This window comes from Enterobacter sp. SES19 (genome assembly GCF_011765665.1).
Classification (GTDB): Bacteria; Pseudomonadota; Gammaproteobacteria; order Enterobacterales; family Enterobacteriaceae; genus Enterobacter; species Enterobacter pseudoroggenkampii.
In genome coordinates this window covers 350,803-371,569 of the sequence record NZ_CP050320.1, presented here as the reverse complement: position 1 = coordinate 371,569, position 20,767 = coordinate 350,803, and the positions used below count along the sequence as shown (strand labels likewise).

General features: G+C 54.9%; 20 protein-coding genes and 1 pseudogene. 5 read left to right on the top strand and 16 right to left on the bottom strand.

Translation table 11 applies throughout. From position 1 onward, the window contains the following. Positions 1-29: 29 nt before the first annotated feature. Complete coding sequence (soxS, locus tag GXP72_RS01690) at positions 30-356, top strand: superoxide response transcriptional regulator SoxS (protein ID WP_008503387.1); 327 nt, start codon at positions 30-32, stop codon at positions 354-356. 6 nt (positions 357-362) lie between these two features. Here soxS and GXP72_RS01685 read toward each other — a convergent pair whose 3' ends face one another. Beyond that, a complete protein-coding gene (locus GXP72_RS01685; RefSeq protein ID WP_048989829.1) occupies positions 363-1,928 on the bottom strand; it encodes an EAL domain-containing protein in 1,566 nt (521 codons plus the stop codon). 338 nt (positions 1,929-2,266) lie between these two features. After that, positions 2,267-3,670 carry a sensor domain-containing diguanylate cyclase gene (locus tag GXP72_RS01680; RefSeq protein ID WP_090420752.1) on the bottom strand — a complete coding sequence of 468 codons (1,404 nt, stop codon included), beginning with the start codon at positions 3,668-3,670 and terminating at the stop codon, positions 2,267-2,269. Between the two features lie 490 nt (positions 3,671-4,160). On the opposite strand from GXP72_RS01680, the gene GXP72_RS01675 reads away from it, so the two are divergent. Then, entirely contained in the window at positions 4,161-4,442 is a 282-nt protein-coding gene (locus GXP72_RS01675) for a YjcB family protein (protein WP_008503385.1), read from the top strand. Positions 4,443-4,503: 61 nt separating this feature from the next. On the opposite strand, the gene ssb1 is transcribed toward GXP72_RS01675, so the two are convergent. After that, the gene (gene ssb1, locus GXP72_RS01670) at positions 4,504-5,034 is read right to left on the bottom strand and encodes a single-stranded DNA-binding protein SSB1 (protein WP_023310055.1); all 531 of its coding nucleotides are present in this window, start codon (positions 5,032-5,034) and stop codon (positions 4,504-4,506) included. A 250-nt stretch (positions 5,035-5,284) separates the two neighbouring features. Between ssb1 and uvrA the strand changes: the two genes are divergently transcribed. Further along, positions 5,285-8,107 carry an excinuclease ABC subunit UvrA gene (gene uvrA, locus GXP72_RS01665; protein WP_024906722.1) on the top strand — a complete coding sequence of 941 codons (2,823 nt, stop codon included), beginning with the start codon at positions 5,285-5,287 and terminating at the stop codon, positions 8,105-8,107. Between the two features lie 3 nt (positions 8,108-8,110). Here the strand turns inward: uvrA and GXP72_RS01660 are convergent, their stop codons facing one another. The 6 genes from GXP72_RS01660 to dnaB form a co-directional block, all read right to left on the bottom strand. Beyond that, positions 8,111-8,464 (bottom strand): MmcQ/YjbR family DNA-binding protein, encoded by a 354-nt coding sequence (locus GXP72_RS01660; protein ID WP_023310053.1) that lies wholly within the window; start codon positions 8,462-8,464, stop codon positions 8,111-8,113. 2 nt (positions 8,465-8,466) lie between these two features. Further along, a complete protein-coding gene (locus GXP72_RS01655; RefSeq protein WP_157188483.1) occupies positions 8,467-8,883 on the bottom strand; it encodes a secondary thiamine-phosphate synthase enzyme YjbQ in 417 nt (138 codons plus the stop codon). Positions 8,884-8,996: 113 nt separating this feature from the next. Next, positions 8,997-9,710, bottom strand: coding sequence for an acid phosphatase AphA (gene aphA / locus GXP72_RS01650; RefSeq protein WP_024906720.1), 714 nt, complete (start codon positions 9,708-9,710; stop codon positions 8,997-8,999). 217 nt (positions 9,711-9,927) lie between these two features. Then, positions 9,928-11,121 (bottom strand): aromatic amino acid transaminase, encoded by a 1,194-nt coding sequence (gene tyrB, locus GXP72_RS01645; protein ID WP_024906719.1) that lies wholly within the window; start codon positions 11,119-11,121, stop codon positions 9,928-9,930. Between the two features lie 119 nt (positions 11,122-11,240). Beyond that, positions 11,241-12,320 (bottom strand): alanine racemase, encoded by a 1,080-nt coding sequence (alr, locus tag GXP72_RS01640; protein WP_061716136.1) that lies wholly within the window; start codon positions 12,318-12,320, stop codon positions 11,241-11,243. Positions 12,321-12,336: 16 nt separating this feature from the next. After that, positions 12,337-13,749 carry a replicative DNA helicase gene (gene dnaB / locus GXP72_RS01635; protein ID WP_023310046.1) on the bottom strand — a complete coding sequence of 471 codons (1,413 nt, stop codon included), beginning with the start codon at positions 13,747-13,749 and terminating at the stop codon, positions 12,337-12,339. A gap of 66 nt (positions 13,750-13,815) precedes the next feature. Here dnaB and GXP72_RS01630 point away from each other — a divergent pair, with 66 nt between their 5' ends. Next, positions 13,816-14,799: a quinone oxidoreductase gene (locus tag GXP72_RS01630; protein ID WP_090420764.1), complete on the top strand. Its 984-nt coding sequence runs from the start codon at positions 13,816-13,818 to the stop codon at positions 14,797-14,799. Between the two features lie 184 nt (positions 14,800-14,983). Here GXP72_RS01630 and pspG read toward each other — a convergent pair whose 3' ends face one another. The 4 genes from pspG to GXP72_RS01610 form a co-directional block, all read right to left on the bottom strand. Then, positions 14,984-15,226, bottom strand: a complete 243-nt coding sequence (gene pspG, locus GXP72_RS01625) for an envelope stress response protein PspG (RefSeq protein ID WP_023310044.1) — start codon at positions 15,224-15,226, stop codon at positions 14,984-14,986. Positions 15,227-15,362: 136 nt separating this feature from the next. Beyond that, the gene (dusA, locus tag GXP72_RS01620) at positions 15,363-16,358 is read right to left on the bottom strand and encodes a tRNA dihydrouridine(20/20a) synthase DusA (protein ID WP_208763411.1); all 996 of its coding nucleotides are present in this window, start codon (positions 16,356-16,358) and stop codon (positions 15,363-15,365) included. Positions 16,359-16,440: 82 nt separating this feature from the next. After that, positions 16,441-17,751 (bottom strand): conjugal transfer protein TraF, encoded by a 1,311-nt coding sequence (locus GXP72_RS01615; protein WP_208763410.1) that lies wholly within the window; start codon positions 17,749-17,751, stop codon positions 16,441-16,443. A 172-nt stretch (positions 17,752-17,923) separates the two neighbouring features. Next, positions 17,924-18,412, bottom strand: coding sequence for a cupin domain-containing protein (locus tag GXP72_RS01610; protein WP_024906713.1), 489 nt, complete (start codon positions 18,410-18,412; stop codon positions 17,924-17,926). Positions 18,413-18,527: 115 nt separating this feature from the next. Here GXP72_RS01610 and zur point away from each other — a divergent pair, with 115 nt between their 5' ends. Beyond that, positions 18,528-19,040, top strand: coding sequence for a zinc uptake transcriptional repressor Zur (gene zur / locus GXP72_RS01605; protein ID WP_090420767.1), 513 nt, complete (start codon positions 18,528-18,530; stop codon positions 19,038-19,040). A gap of 47 nt (positions 19,041-19,087) precedes the next feature. Here zur and GXP72_RS01600 read toward each other — a convergent pair whose 3' ends face one another. The 3 genes and pseudogenes from GXP72_RS01600 to dinF all read right to left on the bottom strand — a co-directional run bounded on the left by GXP72_RS01600 (position 19,088) and on the right by dinF (position 20,755). Then, positions 19,088-19,297: a CsbD family protein gene (locus GXP72_RS01600; RefSeq protein WP_024906712.1), complete on the bottom strand. Its 210-nt coding sequence runs from the start codon at positions 19,295-19,297 to the stop codon at positions 19,088-19,090. Positions 19,298-19,346: 49 nt separating this feature from the next. Beyond that, positions 19,347-19,421, bottom strand: a pseudogene (locus tag GXP72_RS22805) (hypothetical protein); the annotation flags it as partial. Next, the gene (dinF, locus tag GXP72_RS01595) at positions 19,418-20,755 is read right to left on the bottom strand and encodes an MATE family efflux transporter DinF (protein ID WP_090420770.1); all 1,338 of its coding nucleotides are present in this window, start codon (positions 20,753-20,755) and stop codon (positions 19,418-19,420) included. The gene dinF and the pseudogene GXP72_RS22805, both read right to left, overlap by 4 nt. Positions 20,756-20,767: the final 12 nt, after the last annotated feature.

Here is a 20,767-nt window from a genome sequence, read left to right as displayed (position 1 = left end):
GATAGTTGTATCTACAGAGGGGCAACCTTATGTCGCATCAGCAGATTATTCAGACGCTTATTGAATGGATTGATGACCATATCGACCAACCGTTGAACATCGATGTGGTCGCTAAGAAGTCGGGCTATTCGAAATGGTATTTACAGAGAATGTTCCGCACGGTCATGCATCAGACCCTGGGTGAGTACATTCGCCAGCGCAGACTGCTGCTGGCGGCGCAGGCGCTACGCTCAACGCAGCGGCCGATTTTTGATATCGCGATGGATCTTGGCTATGTGTCGCAACAAACCTTTTCCCGCGTGTTTCGCCGCGAGTTTGACCGCACGCCGAGCGACTATCGCCACCAGTTGAATTAATGAATATCAGTGCAAAGGTTGCTGCTGCCAGGTCATAAATTCCTGGGGCGGCATCGCTTTCGCGAAGTGCCATCCCTGACAAAACTGGACGCCGCGCTTCAACAGCCAGCTTACCTGCTCTGCCGTCTCTACCCCTTCCGCAATGGTTTTCAGCCGCAGGCTTTGCGCCATCTCGATAATATGCTCGGCGATCAGGTGGCTGGTACTGTTGGTCGTTAAGGTATCGATAAACGATTTATCGATTTTCAGGATATCCACGTTCAGCGAGTAGAGGTTGTGCAGGTTCGAGTAACCGGTACCAAAATCATCAATCGCGACTTCATAACCCGCCTGACGGAAAGCCTGTATCACCGGCGTGGTTTTTGGCACATCGATAAAACCGCGTTCCGTCACTTCTATTTTGATTTGCTGCGCACGGACGGCGTAGTGGCGAGCCTTCTCGGAAATCATGGCGATCAGCCGCGAGGAGTGGAAATCCGTGGCCGACAGGTTAATCGAAATATAGAGATGGGGATGCTCGGCCAGGAAATGACCCAGATCGCTGAACACCTCTTCAACGACATAGTCTGTGATCCGCTCGCTCATCCCCTCATTTTCCGCCAGCGGAATAAACTCCGCCGGACTCATCACCTGCCCGTTAAAACCAGGCCAGCGTAACAACGCCTCCGCGCCCACGCACCGGTTGTTCTTGATATCAATAATCGGCTGATAGTGCACGCAAAGCTGTCGTTTGGTCAGTGCCCGGTGCAGTAAGCGCCCCGGCGAATTGAGCTCACGATGTGTACGGGACCATACCAGCAAAATAATAATGCTGCAGATCATGCCCAGCGGCAGCGTCAACGTCGCCTGGTGATAAAGCGTTTCATAAAAGCGTTTATTCGATGTCGATACAATGGCCGCAATCGGTCTTTTGGGGGAACTAACGATCGTATAAAAGCGGTTATCTTTTTGAAATACCGATTCCTTATCCCGAATCATCGAATTTAATAAAGAAACATTGGCTTTCTGGCTGACGGAAAAGAAAGCATTGGTTACCGTGTCGTACACTCCCCATGAGAGAGAATGATCCGCGGACATGACTTCGCTGTATGAAAGTGGATTGACGACGACCACATAATTTCCGCGCTGCATATATGTCATTTTATAACCAGTATAAAATGGGGTGTCGCGATAATAATAGATAGCGACGTCAGGTTTACGCGTGTAATTAGCGACAGGAATAGCGTAGGGACGATCCGGTGTAAAAACGGTCGAACAAAGAAAATTCTGACCTTGAGCGTAAATTAAATCGGCGACAAACAGCCGGCCACGAACAACGTTCAGCATATATTGACGATGTCCCGGCGTGCAAAGCTCGCCCTGATATTTTTCAGCCTCGTCCCGGGCCAGATCAACCTGTTGAATAACCAGTTCTGTTTTGTCTAAAGCCAGTTCAGCAAATGTCCGTAGCTGGGCGCTTGTTTCAGATACGGCTCGTAGCTGGGCAAACCATAGCGCAAGCATCACAGGCAGCATAACTACCATGATGATCCCTACCACCCTGAGCATTTTGCGCCGCGCGCTACGATTCATTTCCCGCCCTATATCCCTGCATGTTGTACGCCTGTAGTAATGAAGGCCGGATGCTTTGTTAAACAGGTGATTACGTTGCATGAATCATGCGAAGTTAGCAACTGACTTTTCGTATTAAAAATCTTAAATTTCGTTATGACGATAATATTTTCCCGTAAGCTAAACTGTAAGTATTCGTTCCGTTTCAATTAAGGAAAATAATTATCCAGCCTGCAAGGGCGGTGGGAAGATAACACAACAGACGATTGTTGATTAAGCCAAACTTGTAACAGCGCGAAAAATCATAACCTCGACATGGCATTTTATGCTATTTGTTCGGGCGTATTTTGTTCGTTGATTTATAAATAATCAGCTGCCACCACCGTTTTTCCTCGCCCCGAATGCTTGGCCTCATATAATGCTTTATCGGCACGCCTCAGCAAGACTGAAGTATCCCGCTGTCCTCCGTTTACTTCCACAACCCCGGCACTAAATGACAGCGACAGTTTTCTCTCCCCCACGGCTAGCGGGTTGGTTTGCAGAAAGGTGCGCAACCTGGCGGATAATTGCGCAGCGCCATTGCCGTTTGTTTGCGCCAGCAAGAGCAAAAACTCTTCTCCTCCCACGCGCCCTAATGCCGAATCTGAAGGAGATAACTCACGGATCGCGTTACAAAAGTGAAGGAGCGCCGCATCACCCACCGGGTGCCCCCACTCATCGTTGATCTGTTTGAAGAAATCCAGGTCAAACATCAGGACGCAAAAATGGCTGTTAACCTCCTGCCGGGCACTGGCCGCCAGCGCAAGCTCAAGCTGCTGCAAAATCGCCGAACGGTTAAAGCAGCCGGTGAGATCGTCAGTAGTGGCTTTTACCTGCAGCTGCTGCTCGGCTTTTTTCCGCTCGGTGATATCCAGCCCAATATTGAGGATAGAGTTGTCCGGCAACAGAATGTTGGACCACAGCACCGTCAGCGGGGTCCCGTCTTTGCGTAGCGGATGCCACTCATACATATCCTTCAGCGGCGAGACATTGACCGACTCTCTTACCCGCCGTCGCTCTTCAGGGTCAGGATAAAACAGCGAAAGCGGATCGGCATGTTCCGCGATCTCCGCCATCGTCCAGCCGAATACTTTTTCACATTCGGCATTCCACAGCACGCAGCGGTTAAATTTGTCGAAAGAGTTCATTAAAACCGGGGCGCGTTCAAAAAGCGTCTTATATTGCGTCACGACACGCTGCATTTCCTGGGCAGTTTTCTCCCGGGCAATAATTTCCGCGAAATAGTCTTTTAATTTTTCGACCAGCACCACGACGATATTTTTCAGAATTGGCAGAGAAGAGAGTCGTTCATCAAACGCTAAAAAGAAATAGCCGCTGCAGTGCCAGTTATGGGTTGAAAGTTTGCACAGGACACCGCTATGCAACTGCGCATAGCCCGGGTGCTGAGGAGGAAATAACGCACGGCCAATATTCTCTTTCCAGTAGACCACCCGCCATGAACGATGATGCCGCTGGAGCAGGGTGTCCGCCAGGAAATCGGCCACTTCGAAGGGATGGCAGGTCATCTCCCCGGCGCATACCACGCGCTGTAGCCCGTCATCACCATTAACGCTTACCCAGGCAAGACTTGCGCCCAGCGCGCGACTGATGGTCGTCAGCATGTCGGTCAGAGAACATTGAGCATGAAGCTGAGGCATCAGCTTAGCCAGCGCATGCAACGCTTGCATGCTGTCATTAACAATCTCACGTCGGTTTTCTTTCATTTTTTTCGCTGATTATCAGGCGATAAACCGGACGCAACTTTCTTCAGATTCGAAAAATCGACAAACCAACGCACAGGCTGAATCTCAGCGTAGCGAATTAAAAACAACGTTGTGTGTAATTAAAAACGTACAAAGAAATAAAAAAATAATTAAATTCAAAAACCTGAAAGGTTAGCTGCGAGTAAAATTAATTGTCCACTCAAGCATAAGCCATAGGGTTATTGCTGTAAACATTGTACAGTGAGCATCCTTTTGCATCAGTTTTGCTATCTTAATGAATTCATTATAAAGAGTGCGGGAACTGGAGAACTTAGCCAGCAAAGATATATTTTCACTCAGGCGCCCATTGATTCTCGGCAACTATGAATCACCCGTTTTTCATCACCCCGGGACTGGCGAATAAAACAGCAAACGTGATATAGTTCACACATATAGTGTAACGAAAAAATCTGTTTCATTCAGTTCGTCTGTTTTGTTGAGGATGGGTTTTATGGCAACCATTACTACCAGCATGGTTCTCCTGCGCTGGCCTTTGTTGAGTGCGGTACTGATGTTTTTGGCCAGCACGCTGAACATTCAGTTTCGTAAATCTGACTATGCGGGTCTTGCTGTCATCAGCACCCTGCTGGGGCTGGGTGCTGCCTGCTGGTTTGCAACGGGTCTGCTTGGCATTACCCTGCTGGATATCGCCGCCGTCTGGGAAAATATTAAAGTGGTGATGGTTGAGGCGATGAGCCACACGCCGCCAGACTGGCCGATGGTCATTACCTGATCCCTTCATCAATAAAAAACCCAGACGATGGTCTGGGTTTTTTGTTTTAAGTACGCGGAAATCAGAACGGAATGTCGTCGTCGAAATCCATTGGCGGTTCGTTAGACGGCGCCGGAGCAGACTGCTGCTGCGGACGAGACTGCGCGCCACCGCTGAACTGGTTGCCGCCCTGTGGCTGCTGAGGCTGGCCCCAACCGCCCTGCTGCTGGCTCTGACCGCCACCTGCCGGTGCACCGCCGCCCTGACGGCCACCCAGCATCTGCATGGTACCGCCCACGTTAACCACGACTTCAGTGGTGTACTTCTCAGCACCGGACTGATCGGTCCATTTGCGGGTACGCAGCTGGCCTTCGATATAGACCTGAGAACCTTTACGCAGATACTCACCGGCCACTTCGGCCAGTTTGCCAAACAGCACAACGCGGTGCCATTCGGTCTGCTCTTTCATCTCACCGGTCGCTTTATCACGCCAGGATTCGGAAGTAGCCAGCGTAATGTTGGCAACTGCGCCACCACTCGGCATGTAGCGTACTTCCGGGTCCTGGCCCAGATTACCGACGAGAATCACCTTGTTTACGCCTCTGCTGGCCATGTTCGTGTCTCCTGAATACGTTTCTTAATAGTGTAAACGCGCGAGTGTACCATTTCCATGCTGCACTTTGATAGTTGCGTAGCACGTTCCAGAGTTCTCCCGCAACTCGACATTGTTACACAGCGAATCAGAAAATGCATTCCAATACTGTATATTCAAACAGGTTAAATTGTGTCATAATTAGCCGTTTCTGACAGCCGTTTGTCCTTCAAACAAATCAGGCAATCCGTGTTCCAACCGGGAAAGGTGAATGGATAAGATCGAAGTTCGGGGCGCCCGCACCCACAATCTCAAGAATATCAACCTCATAATCCCTCGCGACAAACTCATTGTCGTGACCGGGCTTTCGGGGTCTGGCAAATCCTCACTGGCTTTCGACACCCTGTATGCCGAAGGACAGCGTCGTTACGTTGAATCACTCTCTGCGTACGCGCGTCAGTTCCTGTCGCTGATGGAAAAACCGGATGTTGACCATATTGAAGGGTTGTCCCCTGCTATCTCTATTGAGCAGAAGTCCACCTCGCATAACCCGCGTTCAACGGTCGGTACCATTACCGAAATTCATGACTACCTGCGTCTGCTGTATGCCCGCGTGGGTGAGCCGCGCTGCCCGGACCACGACGTCCCGCTGGCGGCCCAGACCGTCAGCCAGATGGTGGATAACGTGCTGTCGCAGCCGGAAGGCAAACGCCTGATGCTGCTTGCGCCAATCATCAAAGAGCGTAAGGGCGAACACACCAAGACGCTGGAAAACCTGGCAAGCCAGGGCTATATCCGCGCCCGTATCGACGGTGAAGTGTGCGACCTGTCCGATCCGCCCAAGCTGGAGCTGCAGAAGAAGCACACCATCGAAGTGGTGATTGACCGCTTCAAGGTGCGTGACGATCTCGCCACGCGTCTGGCGGAATCCTTTGAAACGGCGCTGGAACTCTCTGGCGGCACGGCCGTGGTCTCCGACATGGACGACCCGAAAGCGGAAGAGCTGCTCTTCTCCGCCAACTTTGCCTGCCCGATTTGCGGTTACAGCATGCGCGAGCTTGAACCGCGCCTGTTCTCCTTTAACAACCCGGCGGGCGCGTGCCCGACGTGTGACGGCCTGGGCGTCCAGCAATATTTCGACCCGGACCGCGTGATCCAGAACCCGGAGCTGTCGCTGGCGGGTGGGGCCATTCGCGGCTGGGACAAGCGTAACTTCTACTACTTCCAGATGCTGAAATCGCTGGCAGAGCACTACAAGTTCGACGTCGAAGCGCCGTGGGCCAGCCTGAGCCCGAACGTGCACAAAGTGATTCTGTTCGGTTCTGGCAAAGAGAACATTGAGTTCAAGTACATGAACGATCGCGGCGATACCTCCGTGCGTCGTCACCCGTTCGAAGGGGTGCTGCACAATATGGAGCGCCGCTACAAAGAGACCGAATCCAGCGCGGTACGCGAAGAGCTGGCGAAGTTCATCAGCAACCGCTCCTGCGCCACCTGCGAGGGCACGCGCCTGCGTCGTGAAGCGCGCCACGTGTTTGTGGAAAACACGGCGCTGCCGACCATCTCAGACATGAGCATCGGCCACGCGATGGACTTCTTCAATAACCTGAAGCTCTCCGGCCAGCGCGCGAAAATCGCCGAAAAAGTGCTGAAAGAGATCGGCGATCGCCTGAAGTTCCTGGTGAACGTCGGCCTGAACTACCTGACGCTTTCCCGCTCGGCGGAAACGCTCTCCGGCGGTGAGGCTCAGCGTATCCGTCTGGCCAGCCAGATTGGCGCGGGCTTAGTCGGCGTGATGTACGTACTGGACGAGCCGTCCATCGGCCTGCACCAGCGCGACAACGAGCGCCTGCTCGGCACCCTGATCCACCTGCGCAATCTCGGCAACACGGTGATCGTTGTGGAGCACGACGAAGATGCCATCCGCGCCGCAGACCACGTGATCGATATTGGTCCGGGCGCAGGCGTTCACGGCGGTCAGGTCGTTGCAGAAGGGACGCTGAAGGACATTATGGCGGTACCCGAGTCGCTGACCGGTCAGTACATGAGCGGCAAGCGTAAGATTGAAGTGCCAAAACAGCGCGTAGCGGCAGATCCGGAAAAAGTGCTGAAGCTGACGGGCGCGCGCGGCAACAACCTGAAAGACGTCACCCTGACGCTGCCGGTTGGCCTGTTTACCTGCATCACCGGCGTGTCCGGTTCCGGTAAATCGACGCTGATCAACGATACGCTGTTCCCGATTGCGCAGACGGCGCTGAACGGCGCGACGCTGGCCGAGCCTGCACCGTACCGCGACATCCAGGGGCTGGAGCATTTCGATAAAGTTATCGACATTGACCAGAGCCCGATTGGCCGTACCCCGCGCTCTAACCCGGCGACCTATACCGGCGTCTTCACGCCCGTACGTGAACTGTTTGCCGGTGTGCCTGAAGCGCGCTCCCGCGGCTATACGCCAGGACGTTTCAGCTTTAACGTGCGCGGCGGCCGCTGCGAAGCGTGCCAGGGCGATGGCGTGATCAAGGTTGAGATGCACTTCCTGCCGGATATCTACGTGCCGTGCGACCAGTGCAAAGGCAAACGCTATAACCGCGAAACGCTGGAGATTAAGTACAAAGGCAAGACCATCCACGAAGTGCTGGACATGACCATCGAAGAGGCGCGCGAATTCTTTGACGCCGTCCCTGCGCTGGCGCGTAAGCTGCAGACGCTGATGGACGTCGGCCTGACCTACATTCGTCTGGGACAGTCCGCCACTACGCTGTCCGGCGGTGAAGCGCAGCGCGTGAAGCTGGCGCGCGAGCTGTCAAAACGCGGTACCGGTCAGACGCTCTACATTCTGGATGAGCCAACCACCGGCCTGCACTTTGCTGACATCCAGCAGCTGCTCGAGGTTCTGCATCAGCTGCGCGATCAGGGCAACACCATCGTGGTCATCGAACATAACCTGGACGTGATTAAAACCGCGGACTGGATTGTCGATCTCGGCCCGGAAGGCGGCAGCGGCGGCGGTGAAATTCTTGTCTCCGGTACGCCAGAGACCGTTGCAGAGTGCGAAGCCTCGCACACCGCGCGCTTCCTTAAGCCGTTGCTGTAGTTGTCACACGGAGAGTTGCTGTCGGGTGGTTTCCGGCAGCAGCTCAACCGCCTGCTGATAGGACGCATCCACCAGGTAGTAAATCTGTGATCCTGGAATCGATCCATCCAGATAGACGGTGCTCCAGTGCGCCTTATTGAGGTGCTTGCTCGGCCTCACGTCATCATGCTGCTGACGTAGCAAATCCGCCAGTTCAGGGCTGGTTTTCAGCGATGCCGCCGGACGGCCTTCTACCTCTTTCACCATCGCAAACAGCACATCACCCACCTTAATCTGCGTGGCTTTCCAGTCGCTGTGGACGCTCTGCTCCGCGCCGGGCTTGCTCATGCAGTACTGAAGTATCTCCGAAATTGTCATCTTTATTCCCCTTGTAGCGTGGCGATAATTTTACGCGAACCACCGTGAATACGATGCTCACCCAGCCAGATCCCCTGCCACGTTCCCAACAGCAGCCGCCCGTTGTGGACCGGCAGCATCAGCGATACGCCCAGCAAAGAGGATTTAATATGCGAAGGCATATCGTCCGCCCCCTCATAGTCATGCTCATAAGGCGCGTTGTCCGGGACGCTCTTCAGAAAATGGTGCTCCATGTCGGACCGGACGGTGGGATCGCAATTTTCATTCAGCGTCAGAGAGGCGGACGTGTGCTGAAGCAGCAGATGCAGCAAACCCGTTCTGACGTGCGACAGGTCGCGGAGTTGCCCGATGACTTCATCCGTCACCAGGTGAAATCCGCGTGGCTTCGCGCTTAAGGTCAGGGTCTGTTGGTACCACATAGGCTGCTCCGTGATGAAAGATGAATCTTTCTAAGTGTGCAGCAAGAAGACGAAAGGTAAAACCCGCAGCAGCGAGATTTGATTAAAAAAGAGTCAAACTCGCTGCCAGGGGCTCAATACTCCGAGTTGACGATCACCTCTTCGCCAAACTTTCCGGCCATCGGCAGCGGGCGATAGGTTGAGTTAGAAGCGCGTAACACCCTGATCCCTCTGGCACCCACATCCTGTGCGGCGGTAATGTCGTTATCCGAATCGCCATAAAACACTTTGATGTTTTTCTTTTCCAGCCACTGGGTTTTGGTGTTTTGCCCCTCTTTGTCACCCGCAAAAATGACCGGGTTCATGCTGGTCGCCGGGATCTGGAAATCATCCTGCAGCGTTTTAGAGACGGTTTCCGTTTTGGTCTGACTGCGGCCGGTTACAAAATAAATGCTGTCACCGCGCTTCACGTGCATGGCAATAAGCGCACGGGCAACCTCTTTCGGGATGCTGAATTCGTCCCAGCCATTGTTCATTTTTTCCCAGAATTCCGGGTTCTTCAGATACGCTTCGCTGTCGGGTGAATACGTTTTCTTACCGCGCCAGAAGCCGGGGCTTGAGAACAGCACGGTATCGTCAATGTCAAAACCCACGGCCATTGGCGCACGGCCCATCAGGCTGTTTTCGATTTGGGCCACGGAAACCCAGTGAATGGGTGCCTGCTCGGCAAGAATGGCGGCGGTGGTGCCGGTGTAAAGCGGCGTCGGGGCAGAAGCTCGCGCGACGACGGCGCTATTAAGCGAGAACAATAAGCAGGCGGCGCTGAGCGCCAGTGTGATCTTGCGCATATTTTCCCCTGAATATTCAGTTTGTTATCGTTTTAATTTGAGCGGATGGTCAAAAAACTATCCGACCATAACCCCAGCGGGAGGTGAAGGGAAGGAGTTTTTGCTTATGAAGCGGAATAAAAAGAAGACGATCACAAAAGGCCGGGCAACGTTTTTGTGCGGCCTGATGCCCTCACCCCGACCCTCTCCCACGGGGAGAGGGTGAGTTGGTGAGTACTTACATTACAGCAGCAAACGCCTGCGCCACGCGATGAACGTTGCTGGCATTCAGGCCCGCCACGCACATACGGCCGCTAGCGATCAGGTAGACGCCGAACTCTTCGCGCAGACGATCGACCTGGGCCGCACTCAGTCCGGTATAGCTGAACATCCCGCGCTGCTTGAGCAGATAGTCGAAGTTATGTCCCGGCACGGCCTCTTTCAGGACGTTAACCAGCTCCTGACGCATCGTCTGAATGCGCTGGCGCATCGCTTCCACTTCCGCAAGCCAGGACGCTTTTAGCTTTTCGTCACCGAGAACCGTCGCCACCACCTGCGCACCAAAGTTCGGCGGGCTGGAGTAAATGCGGCGCACCGTCGCCTTAAGCTGGCCGAGCACGCGACCTGCCGCTTCGGCGTCTTCACACACCACGGACAGACCGCCAACGCGTTCACCGTACAGGGAGAAGATTTTAGAGAAGGAGTTACTCACCAGAACAGGCAGCCCGGCGCTGGCAGCGGCGCGGATGGCATAGGCATCTTCTTCCATGCCCGCGCCAAAGCCCTGGTAGGCAATATCGAGGAACGGGATCAGGTTGCGAGCCTTCAGTACCTCGATCACCGCATCCCACTGGGCATTGGTGAGATCCGCACCGGTCGGGTTATGGCAGCACGGATGCAGCAGCACAATGCTGCGCTCCGGCAGGGTGTTCAGTTTTTCCAGCAGCGCTTCAACGCGCACGCCGTTAGTTTCGCTGTCAAACCATGGATAGGTCGCCACTTTGAAGCCTGCGCCCTCGAAGATCGCAACGTGGTTTTCCCACGTCGGGTCACTGACCCACACGCCTGAATCCGGGAAGTATTTTTTCAGGAAGTCTGCACCCACTTTCAGCGCACCTGAGCCGCCCAGCGTCTGGATGGTCGCCACGCGTTTTTGCGCGAGCACCGCGTGATCGGCACCAAAAAGCAGCGGCGCAATGGTGCTGCGGTAGGTATTTAACCCTTCCATCGGCAGATAGAGCGACGCGCCGTGTGGAACCGCGTTCAGACGCGCTTCGGCTTCGGCAACGGCCTGCAGCTGAGGAATAAAACCCTCGTGGTTATAATACAAACCGATGCTAAGGTTCACCTTGTCGCTGCGAGGATCTTCTTTGAAACGCTCCATTAAGGAGAGAATTGGGTCGCCGGCATAGGCGTCAACTTTCTGAAACACGCGATGATTCTCCGGAATTCGATGAGGCAGGGATTTCAACAATAAACCGGAAGTGGGAGAAGGTCGAGAGGATGTTAATAAAGTTGGAGCGAGGATAAAAACCTCACTCCATTGGCGGTTCAATCAATGTACTTCATCGCTACCCGCGAGGTCAGACGCGTGATAAGTTCGTAAGCACTTACTTTCGTGATTTCAGCAATGCGTTCAACAGGCAGCCCTTCCCCCCACATCACGACATCGTCGCCAGGCTTATCCTGGGCTTCAGGCCCAAGATCGACACAAATCATATCCATCGCCACGCGGCCGACAATCTTCACTTCACGACCGTTGACCAGAACCGGTGTACCCGTTGGAGCTGCGCGGGGATAGCCGTCACCATAACCCATCGCCACCACGCCAAGACGGGTATCACGCTCGCTGGTCCAGGTACCGCCGTAGCCCACCGGCTCACCCGCTTTATGGTCACGCACAGCAATCAGGTTAGAGACCAGTGACATGACCGGCTGGAAGCCAAAGTCCGGCCCCCAGGGTTTGTTCTCCAGCGGCGACACGCCGTAGAGAATGATGCCCGGTCGCGCCCAGTCGAAATGCGACTGCGGCCACAGCAGAATACCGCCGGATGCCGCAATCGAGCGCATCCCCGGCTTGCCTTCGCAGAAGGTATTAAAGATATCCAGCTGCCGCTCGGTCGCACCGCACTCGGGCTCATCGGCGCGGGCGAAATGGCTGACGATATTCACCGGCTGGCGCACGTTTTTGCACCGGCATAAACGCTGATAGAACGCTTCGGCGCTCTCCGGACGCACGCCCAGACGGTGCATGCCCGTGTCGAGCTTCATCCACACGGTCACCGGCTCGCTCAGCTCGGCGGTTTCAAGTGCGGCCAGCTGTTCTTCGTTGTGCACTGCCGTATGCAGATGCTGGTCAGCAATGGTCGGCAAATCTGTGGCTTCGAAAAAGCCTTCGAGGAGCAGAATCGGTTGGGTAATCCCCCCCGCGCGCAGGCGAAGGGCTTCTTCAAGACGGGCGACGCCAAAGGCGTCGGCATCGGGGAGCGTTCGCGCGGTCTCAAGAAGACCGTGTCCGTAAGCGTTCGCTTTCACGACTGCAACGAGCTTGCTGGCGGGTGCCAGTTCTCGCAGACGTTGCAGGTTGTGTCGCAGAGCGCGGCGGTTAATGACAACAGTTGCCGCTTGCATTTGAATTCCTTAGAAATTACTCATCATCATATTGAGGACCGGCATAGTTGTCGAAACGCGACCACTGTCCGTTAAAGGTCAGACGCACCGTCCCGATAGGGCCGTTACGTTGTTTACCAATAATAATTTCGGCGATCCCTTTCAGGTCGCTGTTCTCGTGATAAACCTCATCACGGTAGATGAACATGATTAAGTCGGCATCCTGCTCGATGGAGCCGGATTCACGCAGGTCGGAGTTGACTGGGCGCTTGTCGGCACGTTGTTCCAGGGAGCGGTTCAGCTGCGACAGCGCTACCACCGGCACGTGCAGCTCTTTGGCTAACGCCTTGAGCGAGCGGGAAATTTCGGCAATTTCCAGCGTACGGTTGTCTGAAAGCGACGGGACGCGCATCAGCTGAAGGTAGTCGATCATGATAAGGCCGATACCGCCGTGTTCACGGGCGATACGGCGCGCGCGGGAGCGAACTTCCGTCGGCGTCAGGCCGGAGGAGTCATCGATATAGATGTTACGCTTTTCCAGCAGAATGCCCATGGTGCCGGAGATGCGCGCCCAGTCCTCATCGTCGAGCTGACCGGTACGGATGCGGGTCTGATCCACGCGCGACAGCGATGCCAGTGAACGCATCATGATCTGCTCGGAGGGCATCTCAAGACTGAAGATCAGTACCGGTTTATCCTGCAACATCGCCGCGTTTTCGACGAGGTTCATCGCAAAAGTGGTTTTACCCATCGACGGACGCGCGGCGACGATAATCAAATCCGACGGCTGCAGGCCGGCGGTTTTCTTGTTCAAATCGTCATAGCCGGTGTTCACGCCGGTGACGCCATCGTGCGGCTGCTGGAACAGCTGTTCGATACGGGCCACGGTGGCGTCGAGGACATCGGCGATGTTTTTTGGGCCTTCGTCTTTATTGGCGCGGCTTTCGGCGATTTTAAAGACGCGGGACTCAGCAAGGTCGAGCAGGTCTTCGCTGGTGCGACCCTGCGGATCAAAACCGGCTTCGGCGATCTCGTTCGCCACCGATATCATCTCGCGGACGACGGCACGTTCACGCACGATATCGGCATAAGCGCTAATGTTCGCTGCACTAGGCGTGTTTTTTGACAGTTCCGCCAGATAGGCAAATCCGCCGCAGCTGTCGAGCTGCCCAAGACGCTCCAGCGATTCCGCGAGCGTAATCAGGTCGATCGGGCTGCCCGACTCCTGCAGACGCGCCATTTCGGTAAAGATGTGGCGGTGCGGACGGGTGTAGAAATCTTCCGCCACGACGCGCTCGGCGACGTCGTCCCAGCGTTCGTTATCCAGCATTAAACCGCCCAACACCGACTGTTCCGCTTCAATCGAGTGCGGCGGGACTTTTAACCCTGCGACCTGGAAATCACGCTCGCGAGGTTCAGTCTGTTTGTTGAAGGGTTTGTTTCCTGCCATAGTGAATGGAGTTACCGAGATAAAGAGTGGGTCGAAAGATTACCATATTTTTCTTACGGAGGGAGCATGGCAACGCGCATTGAATTCCAGAAACACGGTGGGCCAGACGTACTGAAAGCGGTGGAGTTCACCCCCACCGCGCCTGGCGAAAACGAAGTGCAGGTTGAAAACAAAGCCATCGGCATAAACTATATCGACACCTATATTCGCGGCGGGCTCTACCCGCCTCCGTCGATGCCGAGCGGACTGGGCACCGAGGCAGCCGGTGTCGTCATCAAAGTGGGCAGCGCGGTTAAGCATATTAAAGAGGGTGACCGCGTGGTATATGCTCAGTCTGCGCTGGGCGCTTACAGCTCCGTCCACAACGTCCCGGCGGATAAAGCCGCCCTGCTGCCTAACGCCATCTCCTTTGAGCAGGCGGCAGCCTCGTTCCTGAAAGGTTTAACCGTTTACTACCTGCTGCGCAAAACCTATGAAATTAAACCCGACGAGCAGTTCCTGTTTCATGCCGCAGCGGGTGGCGTCGGGCTCATCGCCTGTCAGTGGGCAAAAGCACTGGGCGCGAAGCTGATCGGCACCGTCGGAAATGCACAAAAAGCGCAGCGCGCGCTGCAGGCGGGCGCCTGGCAGGTGATTAACTACCGTGAAGAGAGTATTGTTGAGCGGCTGAAGGAGATCACCAGCGGCAAAAAAGTGCGCGTGGTGTATGACTCGGTAGGGAAAGACACCTGGGAAGCCTCGCTGGACTGCCTGCAGCGCCGTGGTCTGATGGTAAGCTTCGGGAATGCGTCAGGCGCGGTGACCGGCGTTAACCTGGGCATCCTGAACCAGAAAGGTTCTCTGTATGTGACTCGCCCTTCCCTGCAAGGATACATCACCAACCGGGAAGAACTTGAGGAAGCCAGCAACGAGCTGTTCTCGCTGATCGCCAGCGGCGTCATTAAGGTGGATGTGGCAGAGGCGCAGAAATACCCGCTAACCGATGCGCAGCGCGCGCATGAGGTGCTGGAGAGCCGGGCGACGCAGGGGTCGAGTTTGTTGATTCCCTGAGCCCCAAAAAGAAATTGGGCTTCCCGTGGGAAGCCCTTTCTTTTTTTAGTTCGGCTGTATGTAGGGTACAGCTCGATGAATTCGTTATCGGCAGTCATAGTGACAGATTCGATAAGTAAATCCTATTCTGTTCTAAGCCATACTGCCGGAAAAGTTACAAGTATGTGACGAACCCCTCAATACCTTAGTAACGGAAGCGGTTATTGCGCTGATAACTGGGCACTTTTGGCGCTTTAATCGCCCGAATCACCCACACGACCGCGATGGCCAGCAGTAGCCACGGCAGCAGTTTGATCGTCAGGGCAAACAGTCCGCCAATAAACATGACCACCGTCGCCACCACGATAGCCGCCAGAATGCCGAGCAGCGAAACGCCTGTCGCTAACAGCATGACAAAAAAGCCAATCACAAAAAGTAGTTCCAGCATGGTGCTCTCCCACGAGTTCCCGAGTAATGCAGTAAACATTACAAGAATCATGCCAGTATTAACCTGTTGTTATTAAAGCAAAACGCCCCGCGAGAATTCGCAGGGCGTGGTGAATTTGACGAACTTTTAGCGAAAGTTATCGCTTGTCTGCCACCAGGCGCAGCGCATGTTCCAGCACCTCAATATCGGCGCCGGCTTTATGTGCGTTTTCGCTCAGGTAGCGACGCCACTGACGCGCGCCCGGAATGCCCTGGAACAGGCCAAGCATATGGCGGGTGATATGGCCGAGATACGTACCGTTGCTCAGCTCGCGCTCAATGTAAGGATACATCGCACGCACGACGGCAACCGGATCGGTGTCTGCGCCTTCGATGCCAAAGATTTCGCGATCGACCGTCGCCAGAATGCCCGGGTTCTGATACGCCTCGCGCCCAACCATCACCCCATCCATATGTTCAAGGTGCACTTTGGCCTCTTCCAGCGACTTGATGCCGCCGTTAATGGACATGGTCAGGTGCGGGAAGTCACGCTTCAGCTGATACACGCGCGGATAGTCCAGCGGCGGGATCTCACGGTTCTCTTTGGGGCTCAGGCCGGAGAGCCAGGCTTTTCGCGCGTGAATGATGAACGTCTCGCATTCGCCCTTTCCGGAGACCGTATTGATGAAGTCGCACAGGAATTCGTAGCTGTCCTGGTCGTCAATGCCGATACGGGTTTTGACCGTCACCGGAATGGAAACGACGTCACGCATCGCCTTGATACAGTCCGCCACCAGCTGGGCATTCCCCATCAGGCAGGCACCGAACATGCCGTTTTGCACGCGGTCGGACGGACAGCCAACGTTCAGGTTGATCTCGTCGTAGCCGCGCGCTTCCGCCAGCTTCGCGCACTGCGCCAGCGCGGCCGGATCGCTGCCGCCCAGCTGCAGGGCAACCGGATGCTCTTCTTCGCTATAGGCCAGATAGTCGCCCTTCCCGTGGATGATTGCGCCCGTAGTCACCATTTCGGTGTACAGCAGCGTATGGCGGGAGAGCTGGCGCAGGAAATAGCGGCAGTGTCTGTCCGTCCAGTCGAGCATCGGCGCAATGGAGAAACGGTGTGCAGGGAAAGCGGTCTGTGATTCTGACGACATGGCGAAGTTTTAAGCATCTGGTGGAAAAGGGGCGCTACTATAGCACAAAGAAAAGCCGGAGGCGCAGCGCCTCCGGTGGACTTTAGAACGTCATGCTCAGCTGAGCCCCTGCGCCCCAGGTTTCGTCTTCACCGTACAGGCCCATCAGGTCGACATGAACGGTACTGAACGGCGCGAAACCGACACCGCCGGTAAAGACATTGCTGTCGTTACCCTTCACGTCCGCGCGATAACCCGCACGCACCGCCAGCCAGCTGAGCGGCGTCACCTCGGCACCCACGCCAACATACTGCGACGTATCTTCGCTCTTAAATCCTTTGGTTTCCGTCAGATCGCCATCGGCGGTCAGCGTCACCAGATCGTTGTGCCAGGCGGCTCCGGCGGTCACCAGCGGACGGATCTGGTAGGTATCTTTATAGCTCACCACTTCTCCCGTCCGCCCGTTGCGGATACGGATATCTTTGGTGTCGATATCGCGCGACATCAGGTTTTGGCCGCTCACGCCGACCGTCCAGTTCTCGCCGAAATCAGCCGCAATACCGGCATCGACGTTAAAGCCCGTATCGTCTGTGCGGTAGCGGCTGTCGTTCCACTTGTTACTGTCGTAATCGTAGATTGAGGTGGTGTAGTTATAGACCCAGGTTTTTTGCAGTTTTGGCGTCACGCCTACGGAAACCGGGACGCCGCCGAGGTCAAACTGACGGGCAACGGCAACGCCGTAGTCAGACACAATCGCCGCCCGGCCAGACGCTGTTGAGTTGAGGTTTTTAGTGATCTGATCCGTGCCGTTCAGCGCAGCGTCCAGGGCAACACCGGCAGCCACCACTTTGCTTCTTTGAATACCGCGCAGATAATCAATATCTTGCTGATCGATAGACGAGCTAACCCGGCCATGGGCATAGCCTTTCGCCATAAAGGCCACGGAAAGCACATCGTTAGGGATACTCACCGCAAGCCCTGCTCCTGCCGTCGCGCGTGCGGTTTTTCCTTTGAGATAGTCCAGCTCATCGGCGAGATCTTTGGCCGCGCCCTGGAATTGATTAATGGAACCTAACGGATTAGTGATAATCTCCCTTGGCGTGAGGTCATCAACCACATCCTTGTAGTGATTAATTTTGTCGTTGATGTTATCAATCTCGTCCTGAAGATTGTCTTCATCCGTCACCTGCACCCCAACGGCTGGCAAGATGACCGTCACATCATCGTCTGGTTTTGCCTTTGCCAGCAGCGCCGGGTTAATTAACGCCCCACTGCCATAGCTCCCGGAGGCAACGCCCGTCCCGCCCATGGCGTCACTCCGTGATTCTGTCCAGGTATTGGCTGCTCCCGCCTGATTTGCCATAAACAAGGAGACAGCAATGCTAACCACCGAAAATTTAAAATTTTTTTTCACAGTATGCCCGTTATAGTCTGTTATGAAATAACCCCTGTCTGTTATCACCCAAACAGGAACGAACTATTGCTGTGAATAAGTAGTAAAAGACCCGCTATTTCTGTCCCTAAGTAAAACTCCCTTACGGCCTGTTATATTTTGTGACGGCCCTCAATATTTATAGATGAGGAAATTATTTTTTCCCAGGTTTTCCATCATGCGGTCCAAAAAACTGGGGTGGGTGGTCTACCCAGCGATCCTCACGGGTAGCGGCATACACGGGGTTGAGGGGATAGTAGATGCGATTGTGCTTCTTGTTGGCCTCGCCTACGACCAGCAACCGCACCTCTTCCTCCGTGTTGTTGATAAATGTGTGGCAGATACCGGTTCCGGCAGGAAATCCCACGCTGTCGCCAGGTTCAAGTTTCCATAGATAGCCATTTATCCACGCTTCTGGATAACCTTCGAGCACATAAATGAACTCTTCTTCATCGCTTTCAGCATGCGGATAGGACGTTCTGCGCCCTGGCGGCAAACGCTCATGATGGATACCAATGCGCCTGAGTCCAAGCTTACGAGCCAACGGGGCGCCGATAGAAAAAAGCTCATCGCTATCTGGATAGGTCGAATCATCCGCACCTTCTACGTCGCGCCAGTGCCGAATACAGTCAGGTTTTTTCATTGTTTATTTCCCGGTTTGTAATGGGTCAGGTATAGCACAGACTGGCGGATCTCGGTGTTTTTACCAGAACATGATAAAGTGGGGGTTTTCCGTCCTATAACATCCGGGGTGCTACATGGATAAGTCCACAAAAGAGCTGTTAGCGCAGGCCGAAAAGCTGTGTGCGCAACGCAATGTGCGCCTGACTCCGCAGCGCCTTGAAGTATTACGTCTGATGAGCCTGCAGCAGGGTGCCATCAGCGCCTACGATCTGCTCGATCTTCTCCGCGAAAGCGAGCCGCAGGCAAAGCCGCCAACGGTGTATCGCGCCCTGGATTTCCTGCTTGAACAAGGGTTCGTGCACAAGGTGGAATCCACCAACAGCTACGTGCTGTGCCATCTGTTTGATCAGCCCACCCACACATCGGCGATGTTTATCTGTGACCGCTGCGGCGTGGTGAAAGAAGAGGCTGCGGAAGGCGTGGAAGATATTATGCATACGCTGGCGGCGAAAATGGGTTTTGCCCTGCGTCATAACGTGATTGAAGCGCACGGGCTGTGCTCTGCCTGCGTGGAAGTGGAAGCCTGTTGTCATCAGGACGCCTGTCAGCACGACCACTCAATTCTTGTGAAGAAAAAGCCGCGTTAACGGCAAAAGAAAAGGCGGCTTAGAGCCGCCCTGTGGGTTATTCAGCGTTACCAGCGGTAGTCGTTACGGGTTTCCCAGTCTTTGACTTCGTTTTCCGCCTGATCTTTCGCGTAGCCGTAACGTTCCTGAATTTTACCGACAAGCTGATCGCGTTTACCTTCAATGACGGTCATATCGTCATCCGTCAGCTTACCCCACTTTTCTTTCGCTTTACCTTTGAACTGCTTCCAGTTGCCGCCGATTTCGTCTTTATTCATCATCGTGTCCTCTTAGTTAAGCGTCGGGTCGTAACGTCCGTTACGTTCTTTTCTGCTGGACGTGATAATTATTGTAGTTAAGGATTCGGCAGTTGGTTTCATATTCGGAATCTTTAACCGTCACGATATATCGTGACGTGAAGAGAACCAGGTATTGTTTTGCCAGTGGCGGTGCCAGATAAAAGCCAACGATATCCCTCGCAGCGAGAGGAAAACGGCCAGGGCCAGCCACAAACCGTGATTTCCCAGCCAGGGAAGCGTCAGCAGCGTCAGACCAAACCCTGCAGCCGCGACAGCCATGCTGTTGCGCATTTCCGCTCCGCGCGTCGCACCAATAAACATGCCGTCCAGCAGATAACACCAGACGCCGACCACCGGTAAGATGACTTGCCAGATGAGATAGTGACTCGCCAGCTCGCGCAGCGCAGGGATAGACGTCAGCAATGCAACGATCTGCTCACCAAAGCAGGCGTAAACCAGACCGAACGCCAGCGCCACCAGTCCCGACTGGCGGCAGGCTGCCCGCCAGACGTCCCGAAGCTGCCCGCTTTCGCGCGCACCGTACGCCTGCCCGGAATGCGCTTCAACCGCATAGGCAAAACCGTCCAGCGCGTAGGCGGTAAAGGTCAGTAGCGTCATCAATACCGCGTTGACCGCGACGATTTCTGGCCCCAGTCGAGCCCCGAAGACCGTCAGCGCGCCGAAGCAGAGCTGGAGCAGCAGCGAGCGCAGCATGATGTCACGATTGAGCGCAAGCAGCTTACGGATATTGCCGCGCCATGCGTTTTTGAGCAGCGCCAGGGAGATGCCGCGCATCGCCAGCACGCGCCAGACCATCCACAGGCCAATGATAAAGGTCCCGTATTCGGCAATCGCCGTCGCCAGCGCTGCGCCCTGCACGTTCATATGCAGGCCCATCACCAGCCAGACATCCAAAACGATATTGAGCAGGTTACCCACCACCAGCAAAATCACGGGTGCACGGGCGTACTGCACGCCCAGTAGCCACCCCAGCAGAACCAGGTTAGCCAGCGACGCGGGCGCGCTGAGCCAGCGGATTTCAAGAAAACGTCGCGCCTGTGCCAGTACCGCCTCGCTGCCGCCAACAACATGGAGCGCAAGGTCGATCAGGGGCGCACGCAATAAAACGATTAACGCCCCCGCAACAAGCGCGAGGATCAGCGGCTGCACCAGCGCGCGCGCCAGACGCAGCGGATCTTTTGCACCATAAGCCTGTGCCGTGAGCCCGGTGGTGCTCATACGCAAAAAGAGCAGCAGCATAAACAGGAAGCTGGTTGCCGTCGCGCCAATCGCCACGCCGCCAAGATAAACAGGCGAATCAAGATGACCAATAACGGCAGTATCGACCAGACCCAGCAAGGGAACGGTAATATTGGAGAAGATCATCGGCAGAGCAAGACGCCACAATGCCTTATCGGATGCCGTCAGCAGTGACATGAAAAATACCGG